The organism is Kitasatospora sp. NPDC001095, assembly GCF_053598615.1.
Genome location: NZ_JBSFKQ010000028.1, coordinates 54,874 through 77,262, shown reverse-complemented (window position 1 = coordinate 77,262; position 22,389 = coordinate 54,874). Strand labels below are relative to the sequence as shown.

Here is a 22,389-nt window from a genome sequence, read left to right as displayed (position 1 = left end):
GGCTCAGCCCGCCGCGGCGAGCTGACCGCAGGCGCCATCGATCTCCTGGCCGCGGGTGTCGCGGACGGTCGTCGGCACGCCGTGCGACTGGAGCCGACGGACGAACTCGCGCTCGTCCTCGGGCCGGGAGGCCGTCCACTTGGAGCCGGGGGTCGGGTTCAGCGGGATCAGGTTGACGTGCACCCGACGGTTCTTGATCAGCCGGCCGAGCAGGTCGGCCCGCCACGCCTGGTCGTTGATGTCCTTGATCAGCGCGTACTCGATGGAGATCCGGCGGCCGGACTTCTCCGCGTAGTTCCACGCCGCGTCCAGCACCTCGGCGACCTTCCAGCGGGTGTTCACCGGCACCAGCTCGTCGCGCAGTTCGTCGTCCGGGGCGTGCAGCGACAGCGCCAGACGGCAGCTGAGGCCCTCGTCCGCGAACCGGTGCATCGCCGGGACGAGGCCGACGGTGGAGACCGTGATGCCGCGCTGGGACAGGCCGAAGCCGTCCGGCGCCGGGTCGGTCAGCCGGCGGATCGAGGCCAGCACCCGGTTGTAGTTGGCCAGCGGCTCGCCCATGCCCATGAAGACCACGTTGGACAGCCGCGCCTCGCCGCCGGGGATCTCCCCCGACTTGAGCGCGCGCATCCCGGCCGCGATCTGCTCGACGATCTCGGCGGTGGACAGGTTGCGGGTCAGCCCCGCCTGGCCGGTGGCGCAGAACGGGCAGTTCATGCCGCAGCCGGCCTGCGAGCTGATGCACATGGTGACCCGGTCCGGGTAGCGCATCAGCACGGACTCCACGAGCGTGCCGTCGAAGAGCTTCCAGAGCGTCTTGCGGGTGGCGTCGTCGTCGCAGGAGACGTGCCGGACCACCGACATCAGCTCGGGCAGCAGGCTCCCGGTCAGCTTCTCCCGGCTGGCGGCGGGGATGTCCGTCCAGCTCGCCGGGTCGTTCGACATCCGGCCGAAGTAGTGGTTGGAGAGCTGCTTGGCGCGGAACGGCTGCTCGCCCAGCTCGGCGACGGCCTCCTTGCGCTCGGCGGGGCTCAGGTCGGCGAGGTGTCGCGGGGGCTTGGCGCCGCGCGGCGCGACAAAGGTGAGTTCTCCGGGCTTAGGCATGGTTGTTCCAGTGTCGCAGACGCGCGAGGGCCCCGGACGCCAGGCGTCCGGGGCCCTGCTCGTACGTCTCGTACGGCTCGACGGCGCGGGTCAGCTGCCGACGAAGGCCGCCAGCAGCAGCCAGACCACCGGGGCGGTCGGCAGGAGCGAGTCCAGCCGGTCCATGATGCCGCCGTGGCCGGGCAGCAGCGTGCCCATGTCCTTGATCCCGAGGTCGCGCTTGATCATCGACTCGCCCAGGTCGCCCAGGGTCGCCGTGACCGCCGCGCAGCCGCCCAGGATCAGGCCCTGCCACCAGCTGCCGCCGTCGATGATCAGTTCCATCAGCAGCGCGCCCGCCAGCATCGACAGGGCGATGCCGCCGGCCAGGCCCTCGCGGGTCTTGCCCGGGCTGATCGTCGGGGCCAGCTTGGTCTTCCCGAACTTGTAGCCCACCGCGTAGGCGCCGGTGTCGCTGCAGATCGTCACGATCAGGAAGAGCACGATCCGCTGGGGGCCGTCGTCGGCCGCCAGCATCATCGCCACGAAGGTGGCCAGGAACGGCACGTAGAAGGCCGTGAACACACCTGCCGTTATGTCCCGCAGGTAGTCCTCCGGCGGCTCGGCCATCCGCCAGACCATCACCGCCAGCCCGGTCAGCGCGAGCGAGGCGGCGGCCCACTGGATGCCGGCCCAGTAGCCGGTGGCGACCATGGCGAGGCCACCCACGACCAGCGGGACCAGCGGCGCCTTGATCTGCTTGCGCTCGGCGAGCCGGCTGGTCAGCTCCCAGACGCCGACCGCGACCGCGGCCATCACGACGACCAGGAACAGCGCCTTCACCACGAACAGCGAGGCGACGATCACCGCACCGAGGCCGACGCCCACGCCTATGGCGGCCTGGAGGTTACGGCCGCCGCGCTGCTTGCGCGGCTGCGGCTGCGGGGCGGGCTGGGCGGCCACGGGTGTCTCCTGCCCTGGGTGGGACGACGGCACGTAGTGGGGCTGCCCGGCCGCCAGGTGGTTCGCCGGCGGCGCGGGATGCACCGGTGCCCCCGGGTGCGGCGGGGTGCCGTGACCGGGGGCGGGGATGGCGTCTCCGGATATCGCGCGCAGCACGACCGTCTCGGTCACGCCGGGCGGCGCCGGCTCGGACTGCTCGTCCCGGAACAGCGGGCCGCTCAGCCGGCCGGACTCCCCGGCCTGCCCCTCGCCGGGCTCGGCCGGTCCGCCGGGGGCGGGCCGACCGTGGGCCGCGGGCCTGCCGTGGGCGGCCGCCCGACCGGGGTCGGGCGGGCCGGGCTCGGCCGGTACGGGAGGCATGACCTGAGTCTCCTCCGCGTCGCCGCCCCAGTACACCGGAGGCTGCTGCGGCTGATCCGAACGGAGGCCCGGGGCCCCGTGGGCGGCACCCGGCGCACCCGGGGGCACGGCGTGGCCGCCCGGGTGGCCGGGGTGTCCCTGGACCGGCGGCGGCTGCACGCCGTACCCCGGCACCGGGTGGGCCGGGGTACGGGCGTCCTGCGGGTGCGGCGCCGGGCGGTAGGGCTGGAACTGCTGGTCGGACGGGCCCCAGTAGCCGGGGGCGTCAGGGGCGTCGTTCATCAGACCTCGAGCAGCTCGGCTTCCTTGTGCTTCAGCAGCTCGTCGATCTGGGCCACGTACTTGGCCGTCGTGTCGTCGAGCTCCTTCTCGGAACGGCGGCCGTCGTCCTCGCCGACCTCGCCGTCCTTCACCAGCTTGTCGATGGCGTCCTTGGCCTTGCGGCGCACCGAACGGATCGAGACCTTGGCGTCCTCGCCCTTGGTACGGGCGATCTTGATGAACTCCCGGCGGCGCTCCTCGGTCAGCTCGGGCAGCACCACGCGGATGATCGAGCCGTCGTTGGACGGGTTGACGCCCAGGTCGGAGTCGCGGATCGCCTGCTCGATGGCCTTCAGTGCGGTCTTGTCGAACGGCGAGACGACCGCCATCCGCGGCTCCGGCACCGAGAACGACGCCAGCTGGTTGATCGGGGTCTTGGCGCCGTAGTACTCCGCGACGATCTTGGCGAACATCGCCGGGTGCGCACGGCCGGTGCGGATGGCCGCGAAGTCGTCCTTGGCGTGCAGGACGGCCTTCTCCATCTTCTCCTCGGCCTCGAGGAGGGTCTCTTCGATCACTGTGGTCTCCCTGTCCGGTTCATCTGCTGTTGTTCCGACCGGTGTCGGCGCGCCGACCGGTCACGGTGTCGGCGCCGACCGGTACGGCTGGTTGCTGCTCAGGCCCGGACAGAATCCTGGCTGATGAGTGTGCCGATCTTCTCACTCTTCACCGCGCGCGCGATATTGCCCTCCGCCAGCAGTTCGAAGACCAGCATCGGAAGGTTGTTGTCCTTGCACAGCGTGATCGCGGTGAGGTCGGCGACCTTGAGGTCGCGCGCGATGACCTCGGAGTACTCCAGCGCGTCGAACTTGACCGCGTCCGGGTTGGTCCGCGGGTCGGAGTCGTAGACGCCGTCCACGCCGTTCTTGCCCATCAGCAGGACGTCGGCGTGGATCTCCAGGGCGCGCTGGACGGCCGTGGTGTCGGTCGAGAAGTACGGCATGCCCATACCGGCGCCGAAGATGACCACACGGCCCTTCTCCAGGTGCCGGACGGCCCGCAGCGGCAGGTACGGCTCGGCGACCTGGCCCATGGTGATGGCGGTCTGGACCCGGGTCTCGATGCCCTCCTTGACCAGGAAGTCCTGCAGCGCGAGGCAGTTCATCACGGTGCCGAGCATGCCCATGTAGTCGGAGCGCGCCCGGTCCATGCCGCGGACCTGGAGCTCGGCACCCCGGAAGAAGTTGCCGCCGCCGATGACCACCGCGACCTCGGTACCGGCGCGGACGACCGTGGCGATCTCGCGGGCGATCGCGTGCACGACGTCCGGGTCGACGCCGAGCCCGCCGCCACCGGCGAAGGCTTCACCGGACAGCTTGAGCAGCACCCGGCGGCGCGAGCCGTCCCTGGGGTCCTGCGCGGTCTCCTGCGTCTCCTGCATGGACTTCTCCTTTTTGCACCTACTGGTCACAGGCGCGGGTGTGCGGATGCCCGGCCTGCGCGTACACGCGAGGAGGCCACTGCCGCGGGAACCGGTTCGGTGTCCTGCACGGCAATGGCCTCCTCGTCGTTCATGGTGCCGACGCGAGCCCGCCCGTTGGCGGTAGGCGCGGGGTGAGCCCGTTCGGCGTTCCTCCCGCCCCGGTCAGCGGGCGGGGGCGGTTCCCAGCCTAAGGGGGCCGGGGACCAGGTGGAACGTGGCTCAGGCGCCGACGCGGAAGCGGGCGAAGCGCTTCAGGGCGACGCCGTTCTCCTCGAGGACCTTGGCGACGGACTTCTTGTTGTCCTTCGCGAAGGCCTGCTCCAGGACGGAGTTCTCCTTCACGAAGCCGGTGACGCGACCCTCGACGATCTTCGGCAGGGCGGCCTCGGGCTTGCCCTCCTCGCGGGCGGTGGCCTCGGCGACGCGACGCTCGTTCTCGAGCGCCTCGGCCGGGATCTCCTCGCGGGACAGGTACTTCGGGGCGAAGGCGGCGATGTGCTGCGCGACGTCCTTGGCGACCTCGGCGTTCTCCTTGTCCAGCTCGACCAGGACGCCGACGGCCGGCGGCAGGTCGGGGCTGGTCTTGTGCAGGTAGACCGCGACGAAGCCGTCACCGTCGAACTGGGCGAAGCGACGGAAGACGATCTTCTCGCCCAGGGTCGCGTTGGCCTCGTCCACGAACTGCTGGACGGTCTTGCCGGCCTCGATCTCGGAAGCCAGGGCGGCGTCCAGGTCGGCCGGGGCGGTCTTGGCGACGTGGGCGGCGATCGCGTCGGCGACCTCGACGAACTTGTCACCCTTGGCGACGAAGTCGGTCTCGCAGTTCAGCTCGACCAGAACGCCGGACTTCTTGTCCTCGGCGATCAGCGCGGCGACGGCGCCGTTGGAGGCGTCACGGCCCTCGCGCTTGGCAACGCCCTTCTGGCCCTTGATGCGCAGAAGCTCGACGGCCTTCTCGACGTTGCCCTCGGCCTCGTCCAGGGCCTTCTTGCAGTCCATCATGCCGGCGCCGGTGAGCTCACGGAGCTTCTTGACGTCCGCGGCGGTGAAGTTCGCCATGGTGTGAATCTCTTCTCGCGTCTCGCGTGTCTGCGTGGAGTGGCGCCGGGACCGGTGGTTCGGCCCCGGCGCGGGAGAGAGGGGCACCTGCCGGCTTCGTACCGGCGGGTGCCCCTCACCCTTGGTACGTCAGGCCTGCTCGGCCGGAGCCTCGGTGGCCGGAGCCTCGGCGGCGGGGGCCTCGGCGGCGGCGGGGGCCTCCTCGGCCTTCTTCTCGCCCTCGAGGAGGTCCTTCTCCCAGGCGGCCAGCGGCTGGTCGGCACCCGGCTCGGCCTTGGCGTCGCCCTTGGCGACACCGGCGCGGGACTTCAGGCCCTCGGCCACGGCGTCGGCGATCACGCGGGTCAGCAGGGTGACGGAGCGGATCGCGTCGTCGTTGCCCGGGATCTTGTAGTCGACCTCGTCCGGGTCACAGTTGGTGTCGAGGATGGCGACGACCGGGATGTTGAGCTTCCGGGCCTCGCCGACCGCGATGTGCTCCTTCTTGGTGTCCACGATCCAGACGGCGCTGGGAACGCGCTGCATGTCGCGGATACCGCCGAGGGTCTTCTCCAGCTTGTCGTGCTCGCGCTGGAGGACCAGGAGCTCCTTCTTGGTGAGGCCGGAGCCGGCCACGTCCGAGAAGTCCAGCTCGCCGAGCTCCTTCAGGCGCTGGAGGCGCTTGTAGACGGTCGAGAAGTTGGTCAGCATGCCGCCGAGCCAGCGCTGGTTCACGTAGGGCATGCCCACGCGGGTGGCCTGCTCGGCGATGGCCTCCTGGGCCTGCTTCTTCGTGCCGACGAAGAGGACGCTGCCGCCGTGGGCAACGGTCTCCTTGATGAACTCGAAGGCGCGGTCGATGTAGTTCAGCGACTGCAGGAGGTCGATGATGTAGATGCCGTTGCGCTCGGTGATGATGAAGCGCTTCATCTTCGGGTTCCAGCGGCGGGTCTGGTGACCGAAGTGGACGCCGCTCTCCAGCAGCTCCCGCATCGTGACGACGGCCATTGCCGTACTCCTTGGTGTTACGGCCCGGCGGCGGCACTGCCTCGCAGCGATCGCCCACAGCCGGGTCAGGCTCGGTTTGTCCGTGGCGGCCAGGTGACAGCCACGCCTGACGCCCCGAACGTGCCGAGCCGCTCCACCCTGGCGGCCCGGGGGCCGGTCGGGCTCGGCGGACCGAGCGGCACTCGCACCTGGCGGGGCTGCGGACGAACCGCGTCCGACCGCCGGTGGCGGGGCGTGCGAAGTCGACCCGGCGGACCGGGTCGCGTGTGAAGTGTACGGGAAGCGCCGAGGCGCGAGCGACTCCACGCGTGGCCGGGGGCCCGCCGAGGACCTGGGAGGAGCCCGGGGAACGGCCGAGAAGGGCGGGTACCGACGGGGCTGCGGTCGCGTTCCCGTGGGGCTGCGACGGGGTCAGGGTGGGCCGTGTGACGGACTCGGGAGCGGACGCTCGGGCGGACGTCGGGGCGCGGGCGCGGGAGCGGACGCGGAGGTGGGTGGGGGGCGGACGCGGGGGTGGTGCCGGCCGGTCGGCCGCCTGCCCCGGTCCGTCGCCGGTATGCCGTTTGTACACCGGATGGCGGAGTCCGTACACCCGTCGCAGTGATGGCGTGCGGGCCCGAGGGGGGTTTGTCCACAGGAATCCGGATGTGGGTGGCGCGGGAACAGCACGACGGCGAGCCTGCGGACATGACTGGTCGCGGGTGGTTCGGCGGGGTGGTGGTGGCGGTGGTGCTCGTGCTCGTGCTCGCGCTGCCGGGGGTGTCAGGGGCTGCGGGGGCTACCGGGGTCGCGGGGGCGGTGCGGGCCACAGGGGTTTCGAGGGGGCCCGAGGCCGTCGGTGTCCCGCGCTCGGGCGTCCCGCGCTCGGGCGCGGACGGGGGTGGGGGCGGGCGGAGTGGTGCGCGCGCCTGGCCGGTGGGCGGGCCTGGCGCGGTGCTGGGCCGGTTCGAGCCGCCGGCGAAGGTCTGGGCCGCCGGACACCGGGGAGTGGACCTCGCCGCGACACCGGGGGCGGAGGTCCGGGCGGCGGCTCCCGGAGTGGTCGCCTTCTCCGGGCTGGTGGCGGGACGGCCGGTGATGACCGTCTCCCATCCCGGCTCGGGCTCTCCCGCGCTCCGGACCACCTACCTGCCCGTCACCGGCACGGTCCCGGTCGGCACCACGGTGGCCGCCGGACAGACGATCGGACTGCTCGCTCCGGACGGAAGGCACTGCGCCGAGCACGACTGCCTGCACTGGGGGCTGCTGCGCGGAGACCGCTACCTCGACCCGCTGGCCCTGTTCGGCGCGGGCACGGCGCGGCTGCTGCCGCTGAAGGGCGGAGACGGGTAGGGCGTCTCGCCGCACGCCCGTCGGCGAAGGACGCGGGTGCGGGGCGACGGCGAGGGTGAGGGCAAGGACGATGGCGGAGCCCGGGGACTGCGGGCGGAGCCGGAAGTCGGGCCGCGGGCGGAGCCGACCGGGTCGGCTCAGGGCCGGGCGAGCCCGTGCAGCACCATCGCGACCGCGGCATCGGCGATCTCCTCGGGGCTCTCGACGGCACAGCCGGTGCGGCCCCCTGCCTCGGCCTGCTCGGCCCTGCGGGTCGCCGCCTCCACCACGCCCTGCACCAGGGCCGCGGCGAGCCGGGGCTGCTCGTGGCCGAGGTCCTCCAGGGTCCGGCCGACCAGACCGGCCAGCCTGCCGTGCGCCGACCTGATCCGCTCCCGCGCGGCCTCGTCGAGCTCCAGCGCCGAGATCGCCACCACCGCCCGGTGCCGGGGATCGGCGGCGAGCGCCAGCTGGCCCCGGACGTAGGCCTCGATCCACTCGACGGCGGTGTCGCAGCTCTCCATCCCGGCCTCGATCTCGGCCGCCCAGAGCGGGAGGTCCACCTCGCAGAGCGCCTCGACCACGGCGGCGCGGGACCGGAAGTACTCGTAGACCGAGGAGCGCGCCAGCCCGGTGCGCGCCGCGAGCGCGGGGAAGGTCAGGGCCTCCATGCCACCCTCGGCAAGCAGGACGCGGGCAGCATCGAGGAGGGCTGCCCGCTGGAGCTGGCGATGCTCGGCCACCGTGGCCGCTCGGATCTTCGGCACGCTCCCACTCTACGGAGCCCTACCTCCGACCGATACGGCGCCGCGCATCAGGAGGACGCGCGGGCCCGGCGACCGGCCACCCGTGACCGACGGCGGACGCCCGACTGCCGACGCCCTATCGGATGTCCGACAGCTTGGCGCGCAGCTGGAGGACGGACTTGGTGTGGATCTGGCTCACCCGACTCTCCGTCACCCCCAGCACCTGTCCGATCTCGGCGAGGGTGAGGCCCTCGTAGTAGTAGAGCGTCACCACCGTCTTCTCCCGTTCGGGGAGGGTGTTGACCGCCTGGGCCAGCAGCCGGCGCAGTTCGCGGTCCTCGGCCACCTCGACCGGGTTGTCGGCGCCGTGGTCCTCCAGGGTGTCCATCAGGCTCAGCCGGTCGCCGCCCTCCCCCACCGGGTGGAGCAGCTCGTCCAGCGCCACCACGTTGGCCAGCGACAGCTGGCTGAAGATGGCGTGGAGGTCCTCGATCGCGATGCCCATCTCGGCCGCGACCTCGGGATCGTGCGGCGTCCGGCGCAGCCGGGCCTCCAGCGTCGCGTACGTTCGCTCGACCGCCTTCGCCTTCTGCCGCACCGAACGCGGGATCCAGTCCAGGGCCCGCAGCTCGTCGATGATCGCCCCGCGGATGCGGCTGATCGCGTAGGTCTCGAACTTGATGGCGCGATCGATGTCGAACTTCTCGATCGCGTCGATCAGCCCGAAGACCCCGGAGGAGACGAAGTCCGCCTGTTCGACGTTGGAGGGCAGCCCGACCCCGACCCGGCCGGCCACGTACTTGACGAGCGGTGAGTAGTGCAGGATCAGCTGCTCGCGCAGCCGCTGGTCACCGGTCTCCTTGTAGGAGCGCCAGAGCTCTTCGAGCGCGGTGCGGCCCTGGGCCGCGGCCTCCCTGGCATCCGGCCCCTGACCGCCGCCCTCCACCCGCTCCCGGCGGAGCGGGGACACCGGAGAGGCGAACACCTGAACGGCAGCGGACCGAACCGGCGCGCTGTCGGGCGGCCTGGGCGCACCGGCCACGGCCGCGCCGGGGGGTGCGCCGGCGGGCGCCCCGACGGGCGCGCCGGCGGGACCGGTCGCGTCGGCGCCTTGGACCGGCTCTGCACCCCGGACCGCATCCGCAGGCTGGGGCGCCACCGTCGGCCGGCCGACCTGGCGCGACAGGCCTCCCATCGTCCCCGCCGACTTGGACGGGAAGTCGGGCACGGGGCGCCGCTCGGTCCGCGGCCCCCCCGAGGACCGAGCGCCACCGGTCACTCTGTGTCCGGGAATGTGTGTGGGCATGCGTTGGTCTGCGCCGTTCTGCCGAGTCATGTGCTGATAGGGAAGGCATGTGGAGCGTAGCGTGACCGACTCACTGCGAAGCGCTACCGCCACTCGGTCGTCCCCCGATCCGGTGGCCGTCGCACACCGGATCGAGACTGCGAACAGAGGAACCGGAGTGCCGGGCAGCCGGGCGGCCGACGTGCGTTCCCTCGGCGCGGGTGTGTTCTCCGTTCCGACGCTCACCTCCTCCGCACCACGCGCCAGTGCGCGCCGTGCCGCTCCACGTAGCCGAGCGAGCCCAACTCGTAGAGCCGTTGGAGGACTTCGTCCGGCGGGAGGCCGGACTGCCGGGCCAGCCGCTCGACCGGCGCCCCGTCCGCCGTCGCGGGTACGGCTTCCAGCACCCGGGCCACCGCCGGTTCCAGCAGGTCGCGCGGGAGCACCGGGCCGCTGCGCTGCGGCGCCAGGTCCTCCCCGATCGCCCCGATCAGCTCCGTGATCTCGGCCGCGTCGGTGACCAGGGTGGCGGCGCCGCTGCGGATCAGGGCGTGCACCCCGGCGGAGAGCTCCGAAGTCACCGGGCCCGCGACGCCCATGGTGTGGCGGTTGAGGTCCCGCGCCCGTCTGGCCGTGCTCAGGGCGCCGCTGCGCACCGCCGCTTCGACCACCACCGTCCCCCGGGTGAGCGCCGCGATGACCCTGTTGCGGAGGACGAAGCGGAAGCGGTTCGGATGCTCCCCGGGCGGCAGTTCGCTGACCAGCAGACCCTGGACGCCGATCCGCCGGATCAGTTCGGCATTGCCCTTGGGATAGGCGACGTCGACACCGCAGGCGAGCACGGCGGCGGTCATCCCGCCGACCGCGAGTGCCCCTCGATGCGCGGCGGCGTCGATCCCGTAGGCGGCTCCGGAGACCACCACCCAGCCTCGTTCGGCCAGTTGGGCCGACAGCTCCCCTGCGACGTGGGCGCCGTAGGCGGTGCAGGCGCGGGAGCCCACCAGCGCGACGGACCGGAGTGCGAGCAGCCGCAGCGAGCCGGTGCCCGTCACCCAGAGTCCGATCGGACGTCCGTCACCCAGGTCGTCGAGCTGGCTGGGCCACTCCGTGTCCCCCGGAATGATGAACCGTCCGCCGACGTCGCGTACCCGTTTCAGGTCCATCTGCGGATCCAGGCCGGGGAGCCGCGCCTGGTACCCGGCCAGCCGGGTCGCGTCCAGCGCGGGGTGGTCGGGCACCGCCCCGTCCCGGATCGCCTTCACCACGTCGACGGCGGGGAGTTGGCCGAGCCACCGGCCGACCACCGCGTCGCCCGGTTCGCTGAGCCGGCCCAGCAGCACCCGGGCGAGGCGCTCGGGCTCCGGCTCGACGTTGGCCGCGGCCGCGCCGGGAATTCGCGGTTGCCTGAGCAACTGGTTCATGCCTCACCCTCCTGGTTCCACGGATGTCCGTCGGGCGCCCCCGGCTTCGTGGGCCGGCCCTCTTCCGGGCTGCCGCGCCGCGCCGGTTTTCCGCCGAGCCGGCCGAAGACCCGCTCGGTCAGCGGCAGTCCGTGCTCCACCCCGGTGCGCAGGACGAGGGCGGTACGCACGTCCCGCTGGTCCGGCCGGTCGCGTCCGGCGAGGTCGGCGACCGTCCAGGCGACCCGGAGCACCCGGTCCAGGCCCCGGGCGGTCAGCAGCCCCCGCTCCAACTGCCGCGCGGCGTCGTTGAGCGCGCCGCCCGCGAGCTGCCAGCGGGTGCGCAGCTCGTGGCCCGGCACCTCCGCGTTCGTCCGCCACGGGGTGTTCGCCAGCCGGGCCGCCGCCCGCTCCCGCGCGGCCAGCACCCGGGCCGCGACGGTCTCGGTGGTCTCCGCCGTGGCGTCCCGCTCCATCAGCTCGACCCGCGTCACCGGGGCCACCTGGACCTGGAGGTCGACCCGGTCCAGCAGCGGCCCGGACAGCCGCCCCTGGTAGCGGCTGACCATGGCAGGGGTGCACTCGCAGCCCTCGCCCCGCCGTGAGTACCGACCGCACGGACAGGGGTTGGCCGCCAGGCAGAGCAGGAAGCGCGCCGGGAGCCGCAGCGATCCGGCCGAGCGGGCGATCAGCACCTCGCCCGACTCCAGCGGCTGGCGCAGCGCGTCGAGCACTCGGACCGGGAACTCCGGCGCCTCGTCCAGGAAGAGCACGCCCCGGTGGGCCAGCGAGACCGCGCCGGGTCTCGGCAGACCGCTCCCGCCGCCGACGATGGCCGGCATCGTCGTGGAGTGGTGCGGGGCGCAGTAGGGCGCGGTGTCGATCAGCGGGCGCCCGACCGGGAGCAGCCCCGCCACCGAGTGGACGGCGGTGACCTCCAACGCCTCCTTCTGGGTCAGCGGCGGGAGCAGCGCGGGCAACCGCTCCGCCAGCATCGTCTTGCCCGCGCCCGGGGGGCCCTTCAAGTAGAGGTGGTGTCCTCCGGCGGCGGCGATCTCCAGGGCCCGCCGGGCCTCGTACTGGCCGGCCACGTCGGCCATGTCGAGCCGGGCCGCCCGGTCGTCGGGCAGGCCCCGCACCGCCGCGCAGGGCAGCATCAGGCCGGCCATCAGCGGATCCGGCCTGCCTCCGATCGGATCGGGCGGCTCCTCCGGTGCCGCCACGCCGGTCAGGTTGGCGATGAGCTGGCGCAGACTGCGGACGCCGATCACCGTCACCCCGGGGACGAGCGAGGCCTCGGGCGCGGTCTGCTCGGCGACCACGACCCGCTCGTACCCGGCGTCGGCGGCGGCCAGCACCGAGGGCAGCACCCCTCTGACCGGCCGCACCCGGCCGTCCAGCCCCAGCTCGCCGATGATCAGCAGGTCGGCGATGACGGAGGGGTCGAGTCGTTCGGCGGCGGCCAGCACGGCGCAGGCCACCGCGAGGTCGAAGCCGCTGCCGCTCTTGGGCACCGAGGCGGGGCTGAGTCCGACGGTCAGTTTGCGCTGCGGCCAGGCCTCGCCGCTGTTCACGACCGCGGCTCGGACCCGGTCGCGGGCTTCGGTGAGCGCCTTGTCGGGCAGGCCGACCAGGGTGAACGCGGCCACCCCGGGCTCCAGATCGGCCTGGACCTCGACGATCACTCCGTCGACGCCGACCAGCGCGACGGAACAGGTGCGCGCGAAGGCCATCTCAGACCACCCCCCGCAGGTGGTCGACCAGGGCCGCACCCCGCGCCCGGTTGACCACTGCGACCAGGTCGATCCGCACCCCGCCCGGTGGGGCGGGCGGCCACTGCGGATCGGTGGGCCCCGGGTCGTAGCCGGGCCCGGCCAGCTCGGCGAAGTGACCGGGCCAGCGCTCGGCCATCCAGCGCTCGGCCAGGCGTTGCAGCCGGGCGGCCTTGGTCCGGTCGATGGCCTCGGTGGGCTGCTGGAAACCCCGCTCGGAGCGGGTCTTCACCTCGCAGACCGCCACGGTGTCGCCGTCGAGCGCGACGATGTCCAGCTCGCCCTCGACGCAGCGCCAGTTGAGGTCCAGGATGCGGAGTCCGGCCTCCGCGAGCCGGCGGGCGGCGACCCGCTCCCCGTAGCGGCCGAGCCCGTTCTTGGTGGTGCGGTCCGGGACCGCCCGCGCGGCCTTCCCGGCTTCGGCCGTGTCCGGTACGGCCTGCTCCTGCTGGTCCTGCTGGTCCTGCACGACGGTGTGCTGCATGGTGACCACCTCCGCCGAGGAGGCTGCACCAACACGCACGACGAGGCCCGGGAATTCCCGTTCCCTGTGGATAACTCGGGCCTGTGGACAACTTTTGTCACCCGCAGGGGTGAGAAGCCCCGTTCCCGCGAAATTCGGCTGGACAACACGGGACGGAGTCGTTCAACGTCAGTTCCCGAAGCCGGACTCGTCCGAGGGCAGCTCCAGATCGCTCTTCGCGAGTTCCTCGATGTTCACGTCCTTGAAGGTCAGCACCCGGACCTTGCGGACGAACCGGGCCGGCCGGTACATGTCCCAGACCCACGCATCCGCCATCGACACCTCGAAGAACACCTCGCCCTGGACCGAGTGCACCTGCAACTCGTAGTCGTTGGTGAGGTAGAACCGTCGCTCGGTCTCGATCACGTACTTGAACAGGCCGACGACGTCCCGGTACTCCCGGTAGAGCTTGAGCTCCATCTCGGTCTCGTACTTCTCGAGATCTTCGGCACTCATCCAGGCGTCCCCTCAACTTGTCGCGTCCACCCATTGTGGACCACCGCACCCACGGTCAGAGCCGTACCGGTTCCACCGGCGGGCCCTCGGCCAGCAGCCGCTCCAGGAAGTCCGCCAGACCGACCGGATAGACCGTCTCGGCGGTTCCCCTCAGTTCCTCGACCGTCCACCAGCGGGCCGCGAGCAGCTGGGCGTGCTCGTCCGCGCCCGTGCCCGAGTGGTCCAGCCCCGTCTCCGCGGTCCGGGCCAGGTGGAACCACTGTTCCTGCTCGTAACGCTGTCCCCGGAAGGAGAACGACACCGTGCCGTACGCCACCAAGGGCCCCAGGTCCACCCCCCGCAGGCCGGTCTCCTCGGCGAGCTCCCGCTCGGCGGCCTCGCGCACGCCCTCGCCCGCCTCCAAGCCGCCCCCGGGCGTGAACCACCACGTCTCCTCCGGGGCGGCCGGGTCGGCCCCCAGGAAGAGGAGGATGCGGTCCTGCCCGTCGAGCAGCAGGATCCGCGCCGCCCTGCGACGCCGTGCTGTCATGGCGGCGCTCCACGCTCCTTCCGTTCGCATCGGTGGCGCTACCGATCCTGCCACCCGACGCGGCCGTCCGGGGCGATGTTCGGCAGAGCGGCCCACCGGGCGACGCCCCCGCTCAGGAGCTGCGCCCCCGGAACCGGCGGGCCAGGCCGGCCACCCCGCCCACCGCCGAGGCCACGAGGATCAGCGCCGCGCCCGCGAGGGTCGCGTAGACGAGGGGTTCCAGCGGGCCGGGCCGCGCGGCCTTCGGGCCCGTGAAGCCGTCGAAGTCGGTGACCCTGCCGAGCAGACCCATCCGGCCGAACGGCAGCGCGGTGGCCTCGACCCTGGCTTCGACGGCGTCGGCCGGGACGGTCCCGCCGTCGACCTCCAGGTGGGTACGGGAGTCGAGGGAGCCCACCCGGTTGTCGCCGAGCAGGAACAGCCGGCCCTGGGGCACCGTCACGCTGAACGTGGCGCCCTGGTGGCCCTGGGTCGCGAGGTAGGGCTCGTCCACCGGCTGCCCGTTGACCGTCAGCCGGTAGTCGGCTCCGGTGGTGGCGACGGTGTCCCCGCCGACCGCGACCACCCGCTTGACCATGAGCTCGCCGCCCCAGGCCTGGTCCCTGAACACCACCACGTCGCCCCGCCCGATGTCGCCGCCGCCGACCTTGCGGGCGAGCACGGTGTCACCGGCGCGCAGCGTCGGGTGCATCGAGGCGGTGGGGATGCTGTACGGCCGGTAGTCGATCGCGATCAGGGCGAAACCGCCGACCATCAGCACCAGTCCGAGCGCCAGCGCGACGCCCTGCAGCACCGCGGCGGGCCGGCGGCGCACGTGGGCGGGCGCGGTCGGGTGGTCGGCCGTCTGCTCCACGACACTGCTCATCGACACCGTCCACCTCTGGCCGACCGGAGAACACCACTGGCACGCCGGAGGCACGGGCGGAAAAGCCGACGGGCCGTGGCACGTCCGAGCAGATTACTCGTCGGTACCACGGCCCGCGCAAGAGCCGGGGCCAACCCGGTGGGTCGGGATCCGGTGGAGCTCAGGACTCCTGGCGGCGCTCCGCCCGGCCCCGCACCCGACGCACCAACGGGAGCAGGGCGACGGCCCCCACCGCACCGGCCACGGGCGGCGCCATCGGCGCGGCCGCCGCCAGGCCCGTCTGGTCGAAGGTGTTCGGCACCGGCAGCGTCGACCAGTGGCTGATCGGCCAGGCCACCACGAAGGCACGCCCGATCACGTTGTCCACCGGGACGGTGCCGCCGCCCGGCTGGTCCATGTGGAAGCGGGAGTCCAGCGAGTTGGCGCGGTGGTCGCCCATCACCCAGATCCGGTCCTTGGGCACCTGGACCGGGCCGAAGGGGTGGTCACCGCACGGGGTGTTGCCCGGGTAGACGTACGGCTCGTTGAGCGGGACGCCGTTGACCGTCACCGGCCCGTCGGCCTCGCACTCGACGGTGTCACCGCCGACCGCGATGACCCGCTTGATCAGGTCCTTCTCGTTGGCGGAGGGCATCAGGCCGACGAAACTGAGCACGTCCTGGACGCCGCGGACGAAGGAGTTGCTGCTCTGCTGGGTCGGCTCGTCGTTCAGCCAGCCGCCCGGGTCGTGGAACACCACGACCTCGCCGCGCTCGGGTTCGGCCCCGAACCACGGGGTCAGCTTGTCCACCAGGACACGGTCGCCGACCTGCAGCGTGTTCTGCATCGATTCCGACGGAATGGAGAACGCCTGGACGAAGAAGGTCTTGATCACCAGCGCGAGGATCAGCGCGATGCCGATCAGGATCGGCAGTTCCTTCCAGAACGAGCGCTGCTTGTGCGGCTTGGCCGGAGCCTCCGACTCCGACCCGTCCGCGGGCTCGGCACCCGCGTGCGGGGAGTCCGGGGCGTCCTCCGGCCCGGAGCCGCCCTGACCGTCGGCGGTCTGCGCCGCCGCGGCCTCGGCCGAGGCCGCGGACTCGGCGGACCGGTCCGCCCGACGGCCCGAGCCCTCGGGCTCTCCGGCGCCTGATCGGGCGCCGATCACCAAATCCCCCACAACGTCTCCTCCCTGCTGTGCGGACGCCCGTGCGCCCGCGCTCAGAGTGCCGCACAGCGGGCACCACGCTCACCACGACCATGAACGCCTCAGGGCTTGCCCACGGCGGACGCCCCTGACACCAGCACAGCCTCGGCCGACGGCCCGGACCACTCCCGGCCGCACCTGCACTTCTCTATCACTCCACGGCATCCGGCTCGCGGTCCCACACTCGAGGCCCGTCCGGTCGGCGGCCGACGCGGCTCACTCCGGAGGGCGCCCGGACCGACGAACGACGAGCGGAAGGATGCCCAACACCCCCATAACGAGCGGGGGTTCCACAGGAACCGGCCCAACGCCCACCGATTCCGCGGCAGTTCCGACGGCCTGCGGCATCCGGGCAAGAGAGGAGAGTGAATTCGGCGCATCGAGTTGATGGAAACGGTCCAGCGGCCAGGCGACCACGAACGCGCGACCGACCACGCCGCTCAGCGGGATCGTCCCCTGTCCCGGATTGCCCATGTGGAAACGGGAGTCGGCGGAGACGTCCCGGTGGTCGCCCATGACCCACAACCGCCCCTCCGGCACCTGGATCCTGAAGGTCTGCCGGGACGGCGGGTTGCCAGGCGCGAGGTAGGGCTCCTCCACCGGACGGCCGTTGACGGTGAGGCGCCCCTGGGCGTCGCAGCACTCGACGGTGTCGCCGCCGACGCCGATCACCCGCTTGATCAGATCCTGCTCGTCGTCGGAGGGCAGCAGCCCGACGAAGGTCAGAACCCGCTTGCCCGCGCCCAGCACCGGGCCGTCCTCGGACGGCTTGCGGTCGTGCTCCAGCCAGCCGCCCGGGTCCTTGAACACCACGATGTCGCCGCGTTGCGGCTCACTGCCGAACCAGGGGGTCAGCTTGTCCACCAGTACCCGGTCCCCGATCAGGATGGTCTGTTCCATCGAGCCGGAGGGGATCACGAACACCTGGACCAGGAAGGTCTTCATCACCAGCGCCACCAGCAGGGCGACCAGGACGATCAGCGGCGCCTCGCGCACCAGCGAGCGCCTGCGCCGGCGGGCCGCCTTGCGGGCACTGCGCCGGCGCTCGGCCCGACCACGCGCCGGCGCCGCCACGATCGGCCCACGGTCCGCCGCTGCGTCCTTCCCCGGTCCCCCGGCCGTCGCCCCGCCGGCCGTCGACCCCCCGTCCCCCGGTCCCCCGGCTGTGGGGCGATCGGCGAGCCGCCCCCTACCCCTGGTCCCCATGACCGCCCGTTCCCGCAGTCACGGCGAAGGCCGCGGGCCGGTCCAGGCCGGTCCAGCGCGAGAACGGGTAGACCACCCAGTCCGCACGCCCGATCACCTTCTTCTCGGGCACGAAGCCGCCACCGGGCTCGCCGAGGTGGTCGCGCGAGTCCCGGGAGGCGCTGCGGTGGTCACCCATCACCCAGAGCTTGCCGGCCGGCACGATGACGTCGAAGGCCACGCTCGACGGGGCGTCGCCCGGGGAGAGGTAGGAGGTCTCGTCGATCGGCACGCCGTTGACGGTGATCGGCGCGCCCGGGCCGGTGCTGGTCACCCGGTCCCCGCCGACCCCGATCACGCGCTTGACGTAGACGGTATCCCCGGCCGGGGCCAGTCCGAGGTCCTGGGCGAGGGAGTGCAGGCCGTCCCAGAAGCCGGACGGCTCGGCCGACCCATGCAGGAAGGAGCCCGTCCCGTCGAAGACCACGACGTCGCCCCGCTGGGGGTGGCCGCCGAAGGCGTAGGCGAGCTGGTTCGCGACCAGCCGGTCGCCCGGGCGCAGGGTCTCCTCCATCGACCCGGAGGGCACCGAGAACGGGCGCGCGACGAAGGCGTTCACCAGCAGCAGGGCCGCCAGGCAGATCCCGACCAACAGCAGCAGGTCCCGCGAGCGCGAGTGCCGCGGCTCCTGCGCCTGCTCCGAGTCGTCGTCACCGGAGCCACCACCGCCATCACCCCCGTCGCCACCATCACTGCCATCGGCGTCATCGGCACTGCCGGCACCATCGGCGCCCTCGCCGCCGGGGTCACTGTCGCCGGAGCCCTCGGCCCGCTCCTGGCCCTCGGCCTGTTCCGACACCCCGGCCTGTTCCGACACCTCGACGTGCTCCGGCCCGCCCCCGGAAACGACCGCGGACCGCGACAGCGAGTCCGCACCGGTGGGTGCGGGACTGCCGTCGCGGTCCGCGGATGGTTCGTGCGTGCTCATCGGGGGGTGAGCTTACCTTGCGGCCGTTCGGCCCCCTCGGAGCGTTCCGATCCCCCGGCGAGGCCGGGGGCCGGTGGATCAGCGGTCGCGCTTCTCCTTGATCTTCGCGGCCTTGCCGCGGAGGTCACGCAGGTAGTACAGCTTGGCGCGGCGAACCGCACCGCGGGTCACGACCTCGATCTTCTCGACGACCGGGGTGTGCACCGGGAAGGTGCGCTCCACGCCGACGTTGAAGCTGACCTTGCGAACGGTGAAGGTCTCACCGATACCGGCGCCGTGGCGGCGGATGACGACGCCCTGGAAGACCTGGACACGGGAGCGGTTGCCCTCGATGACCCGGACGTGAACCTTCAGGGTGTCACCGGCGCGGAAGGCCGGAATGTCGCTACGCAGCGAGGCCGCGTCGACAGCAGCGAGCTTGTTGCTCATGTTGCTCTCCATCGCAGGCGCCACGGGCCGCCCACGGAAAATCGTCACAATGGGGTCTGCTGCGGGCCGCATCGGCTGACGACGATCCCCCCGTGGCGGGGGCGCCGGTCCACGTGCCCCCTACGGAAGGGAACCAGCGACAGACAGCAGCGGCCTATTCTTCCACATCACCGGCCACGGACCGAAATCGGCCGAGCCGCTCGTCCCAGACCAGGCCGAGGGTGCTCAGCGCCTCCCGCTCCTTCTTGTCGAAGGCGCCGTACTGCCAGCGCTCGACCAGGTCGGGGCGGTTCGCCAGGGTCCGGGCGAAGGCCTGCTCGCGGCGCCAGCGGGCGATCTTGCCGTGGTTGCCGCTGAGCAGCACGTCCGGGACCGTCCGACCGCGCCACTCGGCGGGCTTGGTGTAGACCGGGCCCTCCAGCAGATCGGCCATCGCGCCCGGCGCGAAGGAGTCGTCGCGGTGGGACTCGGCGTTGCCGAGAACGCCGGGCAGCAGCCGGGCGATCGCCTCGACCATCACCAGCACGGCGACCTCGCCGCCGGCCAGCACGTAGTCGCCGATCGAGGCCTCGACCACCGGCATCCGGGTGGCCGCCTCCTCGATCACCCGGCGGTCGATGCCCTCGTACCGGGCGGGGGTGAAGGCCAGCCAGGGGCGGCCTGCCAGCTCCTGGGCGAGCTCCTGGGTGAACGGGCGCCCGCTCGGGGTCGGCACGACCAGCGTGGGCACCTGCCCCTCGGGGCCGGCGGCGACCACCGCGTCCAGCGCCTCGCCCCACGGCTCGGGCTTCATCACCATGCCGGGGCCGCCGCCGTACGGACTGTCGTCGACCGTGCGGTGCACGTCGTGGGTCCACCCGCGCAGGTCGTGGACGTGCACGTCCAGCTGGCCGCGGGCGCGGGCCTTGCCGACCAGCGAGATGTCCAGCGGCTCCAGGTACTCGGGGAAGATCGTGACGACGTCGATCCTCATACCGCTCTGCACCGCACCGGAGACGGCAGCGTCGGACACGGCAGCACCGGACACGGCAGCGTCGGACACGGCACTGTCGACCGCCTCGGCCCCCGACCCGGCACGCTCCTCGACGGTCACTCCGACTCCTCCGCGTCCTCGGAACCCTCGGTGCGCTCGGAGCCCTCGGTGCGCTCGGCCGAGGAGGTCCCCGCGACCTCGGCCTGCTCCGGGTCGATCAGCCCGGCCGGCGGAGTGATCACGGCACGCTGGTTCTCCAGGTCGATGGTCGGCACGATCTGGCTGACGAAGGGCACCAGCACCTCCGTCCCGTCGGCCTTCTTCACCGTGAGCAGGTCCTGGTAGGGCAGGTGGACGATCTCGGTCAGTTCACCGACCAGGGTGCCGTCGAGCAGCACCACGTCCAGGCCGATCAGCTGGTGGTCGTAGTACTCCTCCGGGTCCTCGGGGCTCTCCTCCGGGTCGACCTCGGAGATGAGCAGGGTGCCGCGGAGGGCCTCGGCCGCGTTGCGGTCCTTGACGCCGACGAAGCGCAGCAGCAGCCGGCCGCTGTGCACCCGCCCGGACTCGACGGTCAGCGGTCCGACCGACGCGGGGTCGGTGAGCACGACGGCACCGGGGCCGAGCCGGAGTTCCGGCTCGTCGGTGCGGACCTCGACACTGACGTCCCCCCTGATGCCGTGGGCACGGCCGATCCTGCCGACGACGAGCTGCACGGTGATCGTTCTCCTGGAGTTCCTGAGCCGAAACGAAAGCGACGGACTGCGAAGCGGTGCCGCGAAGCGATGGTGCGAAGCGGCGATGCGACGGAAAAGCGGATGGAAATGCGAAAGGCCGACCGGGACGACATGCGTCCCGGTCGGCCTGACAAGCCCTGACGGCTGAACGAACAGCAGCGTCAGCGAATGTTGTCCACGTCGACCAGGTCGACCCGGACGTTGCGACCGCCGAGGGCGCCGACCACGGTGCGCAGCGCGCGCGCCGTACGGCCGCCCCGGCCGATCACCTTGCCGAGGTCATCGGGGTGCACCCGCACCTCGATGGTGTTACCCCGACGCAGGTTGCGCGAGCGCACCTGCACCTCGTCGGGGTGTTCGACGATGCCCTTCACCAGGTGGTCGAGGGCGTCCTCGATCACGATCAGGCCTCGGCGGCGGCGTCGGCCTCGGCCTCGGCCTCGGCCTTGTCCGACTTCTTGGCCTTCGGGGTGATGGCGACGCCGGTGGTGGCGTCCTCGAAGCCGGCGACGGCCTTGGCGAACAGGTGCGAGAAGTCCTCGACCTTCGGCTCGGCGACCTTCAGCGGCGCCGGAGCCGGCAGGCCCTTGAACTTCTGCCAGTCGCCGGTCAGCTTCAGGATGGCGAGCACCGGCTCGGTCGGCTGGGCGCCGACGGACAGCCAGTACTGGGCGCGGTCGCTGTCGACCTCGATCTTCGAGGGGTTGTAGGTCGGCTGGTAGATGCCGATCTCCTCGATCGCGCGGCCGTCACGCTTGGTGCGGGCGTCGGCGACGACGATGCGGTAGTGCGGGGAGCGAATCTTGCCGAGACGCTTCAGCTTGATCTTGACTGCCACGGGAGTGGATTCTCCTGGTGTTGACGTGGGTGAGCGGGCTCGCCAGCGCGTGGGGTTGCGCGGCGGACCGTTCAAGGGACACGCCAGCCGTAGGAGAGAGGGGTCCTGCCCGGCTGCCGAGTACTCAGCTGTCCATTCTGCCACATCGGCGAGAACCGCCTGTACGCGGGCCGGGCGCCCGGTCAGGGCTCGACCGGGAGCCCCCGCTCCCGGTCCGGCCCGAAGACATCACCACTGTCCTGCTGCACCGCTCACTTCCGCAGTGCTCACTTCACCGCAGTGCGGCTCGCCGCCGCACTCCGGCATTCCGGCCGGACCGCTGCCCGCACAGCAGTCCGCCGGGGCGTCGACCGCTCAGGCGATCTTGAACGGCTGCTGGCACGCACCGCAGACGATGGACGCCTGCGCGAGCACCGACGGAACGACCCGGACGTTGCGCCCGCAGCCGCAGACCGCCTTGACCCGCACGCCGCCCCCGGAGGAGCCGTGCCGGGCCGCGGGGCCGCGGAAGGCGCGCGTCGCGCCGTCGCCGGCCACCGCCTCCTGGTGCGCCCCGAGGGCACGGTCCAGGCGCTCGATGGTGTCGGCGTACCGCTCCTGGGTCTCCTTGAGCATGGTCACCTGGGAGAAGCCGCTGCTCGCGTGCGGCTCGACCGGGTGCGCCAGGCCCAGCTCGGAAGCGAGCATCAGGAAGCGCCGGTTGTGGTAGCGGCCGGCCCGCGAGGTGTCCCGGATGTCCCGGGCCGCGGCCAGACCGTGGGCAGCCTCGTGGAGGAGGCGCTCGAAACCGAGCCGCGTCCCACAGGCCGAGGAGGACTCCCCGATCAGCGCCTCGGGCGAGGCGAGGTCGGGAAGGTCCTGGTGGTAGGCCTGGATGTCGCTCCAGGCGGCGGCCAGTTCGGCCGCGAGAACGAGGGGCTGTGTCGTGCTCACGCTAGACCAACGATGGAGTGCGAGCCGATGTTCCGCA

The 22,389-nt window shown here is 72.3% G+C and carries 23 protein-coding genes and 1 pseudogene; 1 reads left to right on the top strand and 23 read right to left on the bottom strand.

Going from position 1 to position 22,389, the window contains the following annotated elements; all coding sequences use genetic code 11:
• Positions 1 to 3 precede the first annotated feature (3 nt).
• From rlmN to rpsB, 6 genes are all read right to left on the bottom strand, one after another.
• Positions 4 to 1,104, bottom strand: coding sequence for a 23S rRNA (adenine(2503)-C(2))-methyltransferase RlmN (gene rlmN, locus ACWDBB_RS22665; RefSeq protein ID WP_392883789.1), 1,101 nt, complete (start codon positions 1,102 to 1,104; stop codon positions 4 to 6).
• Positions 1,105 to 1,194: 90 nt separating this feature from the next.
• Positions 1,195 to 2,406: a phosphatidate cytidylyltransferase gene (locus ACWDBB_RS22660; protein WP_449791346.1), complete on the bottom strand. Its 1,212-nt coding sequence runs from the start codon at positions 2,404 to 2,406 to the stop codon at positions 1,195 to 1,197.
• A gap of 281 nt (positions 2,407 to 2,687) precedes the next feature.
• Complete coding sequence (gene frr / locus ACWDBB_RS22655) at positions 2,688 to 3,245, bottom strand: ribosome recycling factor (RefSeq protein WP_360348875.1); 558 nt, start codon at positions 3,243 to 3,245, stop codon at positions 2,688 to 2,690.
• Positions 3,246 to 3,343: 98 nt separating this feature from the next.
• Positions 3,344 to 4,108 carry a UMP kinase gene (gene pyrH, locus ACWDBB_RS22650; RefSeq protein WP_329929692.1) on the bottom strand — a complete coding sequence of 255 codons (765 nt, stop codon included), beginning with the start codon at positions 4,106 to 4,108 and terminating at the stop codon, positions 3,344 to 3,346.
• Positions 4,109 to 4,369: 261 nt separating this feature from the next.
• The gene (tsf, locus tag ACWDBB_RS22645) at positions 4,370 to 5,209 is read right to left on the bottom strand and encodes a translation elongation factor Ts (RefSeq protein ID WP_449791326.1); all 840 of its coding nucleotides are present in this window, start codon (positions 5,207 to 5,209) and stop codon (positions 4,370 to 4,372) included.
• Positions 5,210 to 5,338: 129 nt separating this feature from the next.
• The gene (gene rpsB, locus ACWDBB_RS22640; protein WP_449791325.1) at positions 5,339 to 6,196 is read right to left on the bottom strand and encodes a 30S ribosomal protein S2; all 858 of its coding nucleotides are present in this window, start codon (positions 6,194 to 6,196) and stop codon (positions 5,339 to 5,341) included.
• A gap of 687 nt (positions 6,197 to 6,883) precedes the next feature.
• Between rpsB and ACWDBB_RS22635 the strand changes: the two genes are divergently transcribed.
• On the top strand, positions 6,884 to 7,528 hold the full coding sequence (locus ACWDBB_RS22635; protein WP_449791324.1) for a murein hydrolase activator EnvC family protein: 645 nt from the start codon (positions 6,884 to 6,886) through the stop codon (positions 7,526 to 7,528).
• 137 nt (positions 7,529 to 7,665) lie between these two features.
• On the opposite strand, the gene ACWDBB_RS22630 is transcribed toward ACWDBB_RS22635, so the two are convergent.
• The 17 genes and pseudogenes from ACWDBB_RS22630 to ACWDBB_RS22550 all read right to left on the bottom strand — a co-directional run bounded on the left by ACWDBB_RS22630 (position 7,666) and on the right by ACWDBB_RS22550 (position 22,352).
• On the bottom strand, positions 7,666 to 8,250 hold the full coding sequence (locus tag ACWDBB_RS22630) for a TetR/AcrR family transcriptional regulator (protein ID WP_449791345.1): 585 nt from the start codon (positions 8,248 to 8,250) through the stop codon (positions 7,666 to 7,668).
• 139 nt (positions 8,251 to 8,389) lie between these two features.
• Positions 8,390 to 9,174: pseudogene (gene whiG, locus ACWDBB_RS22625) on the bottom strand (RNA polymerase sigma factor WhiG).
• A gap of 606 nt (positions 9,175 to 9,780) precedes the next feature.
• Positions 9,781 to 10,959 (bottom strand): DNA-processing protein DprA, encoded by a 1,179-nt coding sequence (dprA, locus tag ACWDBB_RS22620; protein ID WP_449791323.1) that lies wholly within the window; start codon positions 10,957 to 10,959, stop codon positions 9,781 to 9,783.
• Positions 10,956 to 12,671, bottom strand: a complete 1,716-nt coding sequence (locus tag ACWDBB_RS22615; RefSeq protein ID WP_449791322.1) for a YifB family Mg chelatase-like AAA ATPase — start codon at positions 12,669 to 12,671, stop codon at positions 10,956 to 10,958. The genes dprA and ACWDBB_RS22615 overlap by 4 nt, the downstream gene beginning before the upstream one ends.
• A gap of 1 nt (position 12,672) precedes the next feature.
• Positions 12,673 to 13,194 (bottom strand): YraN family protein, encoded by a 522-nt coding sequence (locus ACWDBB_RS22610; RefSeq protein WP_449791321.1) that lies wholly within the window; start codon positions 13,192 to 13,194, stop codon positions 12,673 to 12,675.
• Positions 13,195 to 13,362: 168 nt separating this feature from the next.
• Positions 13,363 to 13,689, bottom strand: a complete 327-nt coding sequence (locus ACWDBB_RS22605) for a DUF2469 domain-containing protein (protein WP_030056781.1) — start codon at positions 13,687 to 13,689, stop codon at positions 13,363 to 13,365.
• Between the two features lie 55 nt (positions 13,690 to 13,744).
• On the bottom strand, positions 13,745 to 14,218 hold the full coding sequence (locus tag ACWDBB_RS22600; protein ID WP_449791320.1) for an NUDIX hydrolase: 474 nt from the start codon (positions 14,216 to 14,218) through the stop codon (positions 13,745 to 13,747).
• 112 nt (positions 14,219 to 14,330) lie between these two features.
• The gene (gene lepB / locus ACWDBB_RS22595; RefSeq protein ID WP_449791319.1) at positions 14,331 to 15,083 is read right to left on the bottom strand and encodes a signal peptidase I; all 753 of its coding nucleotides are present in this window, start codon (positions 15,081 to 15,083) and stop codon (positions 14,331 to 14,333) included.
• A 160-nt stretch (positions 15,084 to 15,243) separates the two neighbouring features.
• Positions 15,244 to 16,242 (bottom strand): signal peptidase I, encoded by a 999-nt coding sequence (gene lepB / locus ACWDBB_RS22590; RefSeq protein ID WP_449791318.1) that lies wholly within the window; start codon positions 16,240 to 16,242, stop codon positions 15,244 to 15,246.
• A gap of 243 nt (positions 16,243 to 16,485) precedes the next feature.
• A complete protein-coding gene (gene lepB, locus ACWDBB_RS22585) occupies positions 16,486 to 17,343 on the bottom strand; it encodes a signal peptidase I (protein ID WP_449791317.1) in 858 nt (285 codons plus the stop codon).
• A 115-nt stretch (positions 17,344 to 17,458) separates the two neighbouring features.
• Positions 17,459 to 18,442: a signal peptidase I gene (gene lepB / locus ACWDBB_RS22580; protein ID WP_449791316.1), complete on the bottom strand. Its 984-nt coding sequence runs from the start codon at positions 18,440 to 18,442 to the stop codon at positions 17,459 to 17,461.
• A gap of 78 nt (positions 18,443 to 18,520) precedes the next feature.
• Positions 18,521 to 18,871 carry a 50S ribosomal protein L19 gene (rplS, locus tag ACWDBB_RS22575; RefSeq protein ID WP_030306736.1) on the bottom strand — a complete coding sequence of 117 codons (351 nt, stop codon included), beginning with the start codon at positions 18,869 to 18,871 and terminating at the stop codon, positions 18,521 to 18,523.
• Between the two features lie 154 nt (positions 18,872 to 19,025).
• On the bottom strand, positions 19,026 to 19,844 hold the full coding sequence (trmD, locus tag ACWDBB_RS22570) for a tRNA (guanosine(37)-N1)-methyltransferase TrmD (RefSeq protein ID WP_449791344.1): 819 nt from the start codon (positions 19,842 to 19,844) through the stop codon (positions 19,026 to 19,028).
• A 116-nt stretch (positions 19,845 to 19,960) separates the two neighbouring features.
• Positions 19,961 to 20,560 carry a ribosome maturation factor RimM gene (rimM, locus tag ACWDBB_RS22565; protein WP_449791315.1) on the bottom strand — a complete coding sequence of 200 codons (600 nt, stop codon included), beginning with the start codon at positions 20,558 to 20,560 and terminating at the stop codon, positions 19,961 to 19,963.
• 182 nt (positions 20,561 to 20,742) lie between these two features.
• Positions 20,743 to 20,982 carry an RNA-binding protein gene (locus ACWDBB_RS22560; protein ID WP_030056773.1) on the bottom strand — a complete coding sequence of 80 codons (240 nt, stop codon included), beginning with the start codon at positions 20,980 to 20,982 and terminating at the stop codon, positions 20,743 to 20,745.
• A gap of 2 nt (positions 20,983 to 20,984) precedes the next feature.
• Positions 20,985 to 21,419: a 30S ribosomal protein S16 gene (gene rpsP, locus ACWDBB_RS22555; RefSeq protein WP_449791314.1), complete on the bottom strand. Its 435-nt coding sequence runs from the start codon at positions 21,417 to 21,419 to the stop codon at positions 20,985 to 20,987.
• A 354-nt stretch (positions 21,420 to 21,773) separates the two neighbouring features.
• Positions 21,774 to 22,352, bottom strand: coding sequence for a hypothetical protein (locus tag ACWDBB_RS22550; RefSeq protein WP_359822362.1), 579 nt, complete (start codon positions 22,350 to 22,352; stop codon positions 21,774 to 21,776).
• Positions 22,353 to 22,389 lie beyond the last annotated feature (37 nt).

Bases quoted from the DNA above. Each gene is read 5' to 3' on its own strand.
- rlmN (WP_392883789.1), bottom strand. From the start codon at position 1,104: ATGCCTAAGCCCGGAGAACTCACCTTTGTCGCGCCGCGCGGCGCCAAG.
- ACWDBB_RS22660 (WP_449791346.1), bottom strand. From the start codon at position 2,406: ATGCCTCCCGTACCGGCCGAGCCCGGCCCGCCCGACCCCGGTCGGGCG.
- pyrH (WP_329929692.1), bottom strand. From the start codon at position 4,108: ATGCAGGAGACGCAGGAGACCGCGCAGGACCCCAGGGACGGCTCGCGC.
- tsf (WP_449791326.1), bottom strand. From the start codon at position 5,209: ATGGCGAACTTCACCGCCGCGGACGTCAAGAAGCTCCGTGAGCTCACC.
- rpsB (WP_449791325.1), bottom strand. From the start codon at position 6,196: ATGGCCGTCGTCACGATGCGGGAGCTGCTGGAGAGCGGCGTCCACTTC.
- ACWDBB_RS22635 (WP_449791324.1), top strand. From the start codon at position 6,884: ATGACTGGTCGCGGGTGGTTCGGCGGGGTGGTGGTGGCGGTGGTGCTC.
- dprA (WP_449791323.1), bottom strand. From the start codon at position 10,959: ATGAACCAGTTGCTCAGGCAACCGCGAATTCCCGGCGCGGCCGCGGCC.
- ACWDBB_RS22615 (WP_449791322.1), bottom strand. From the start codon at position 12,671: ATGGCCTTCGCGCGCACCTGTTCCGTCGCGCTGGTCGGCGTCGACGGA.
- ACWDBB_RS22610 (WP_449791321.1), bottom strand. From the start codon at position 13,194: ATGCAGCACACCGTCGTGCAGGACCAGCAGGACCAGCAGGAGCAGGCC.
- ACWDBB_RS22605 (WP_030056781.1), bottom strand. From the start codon at position 13,689: ATGAGTGCCGAAGATCTCGAGAAGTACGAGACCGAGATGGAGCTCAAG.
- ACWDBB_RS22600 (WP_449791320.1), bottom strand. From the start codon at position 14,218: ATGACAGCACGGCGTCGCAGGGCGGCGCGGATCCTGCTGCTCGACGGG.
- lepB (WP_449791319.1), bottom strand. From the start codon at position 15,083: ATGAGCAGTGTCGTGGAGCAGACGGCCGACCACCCGACCGCGCCCGCC.
- lepB (WP_449791316.1), bottom strand. From the start codon at position 18,442: ATGAGCACGCACGAACCATCCGCGGACCGCGACGGCAGTCCCGCACCC.
- rplS (WP_030306736.1), bottom strand. From the start codon at position 18,871: ATGAGCAACAAGCTCGCTGCTGTCGACGCGGCCTCGCTGCGTAGCGAC.
- trmD (WP_449791344.1), bottom strand. From the start codon at position 19,844: ATGAGGATCGACGTCGTCACGATCTTCCCCGAGTACCTGGAGCCGCTG.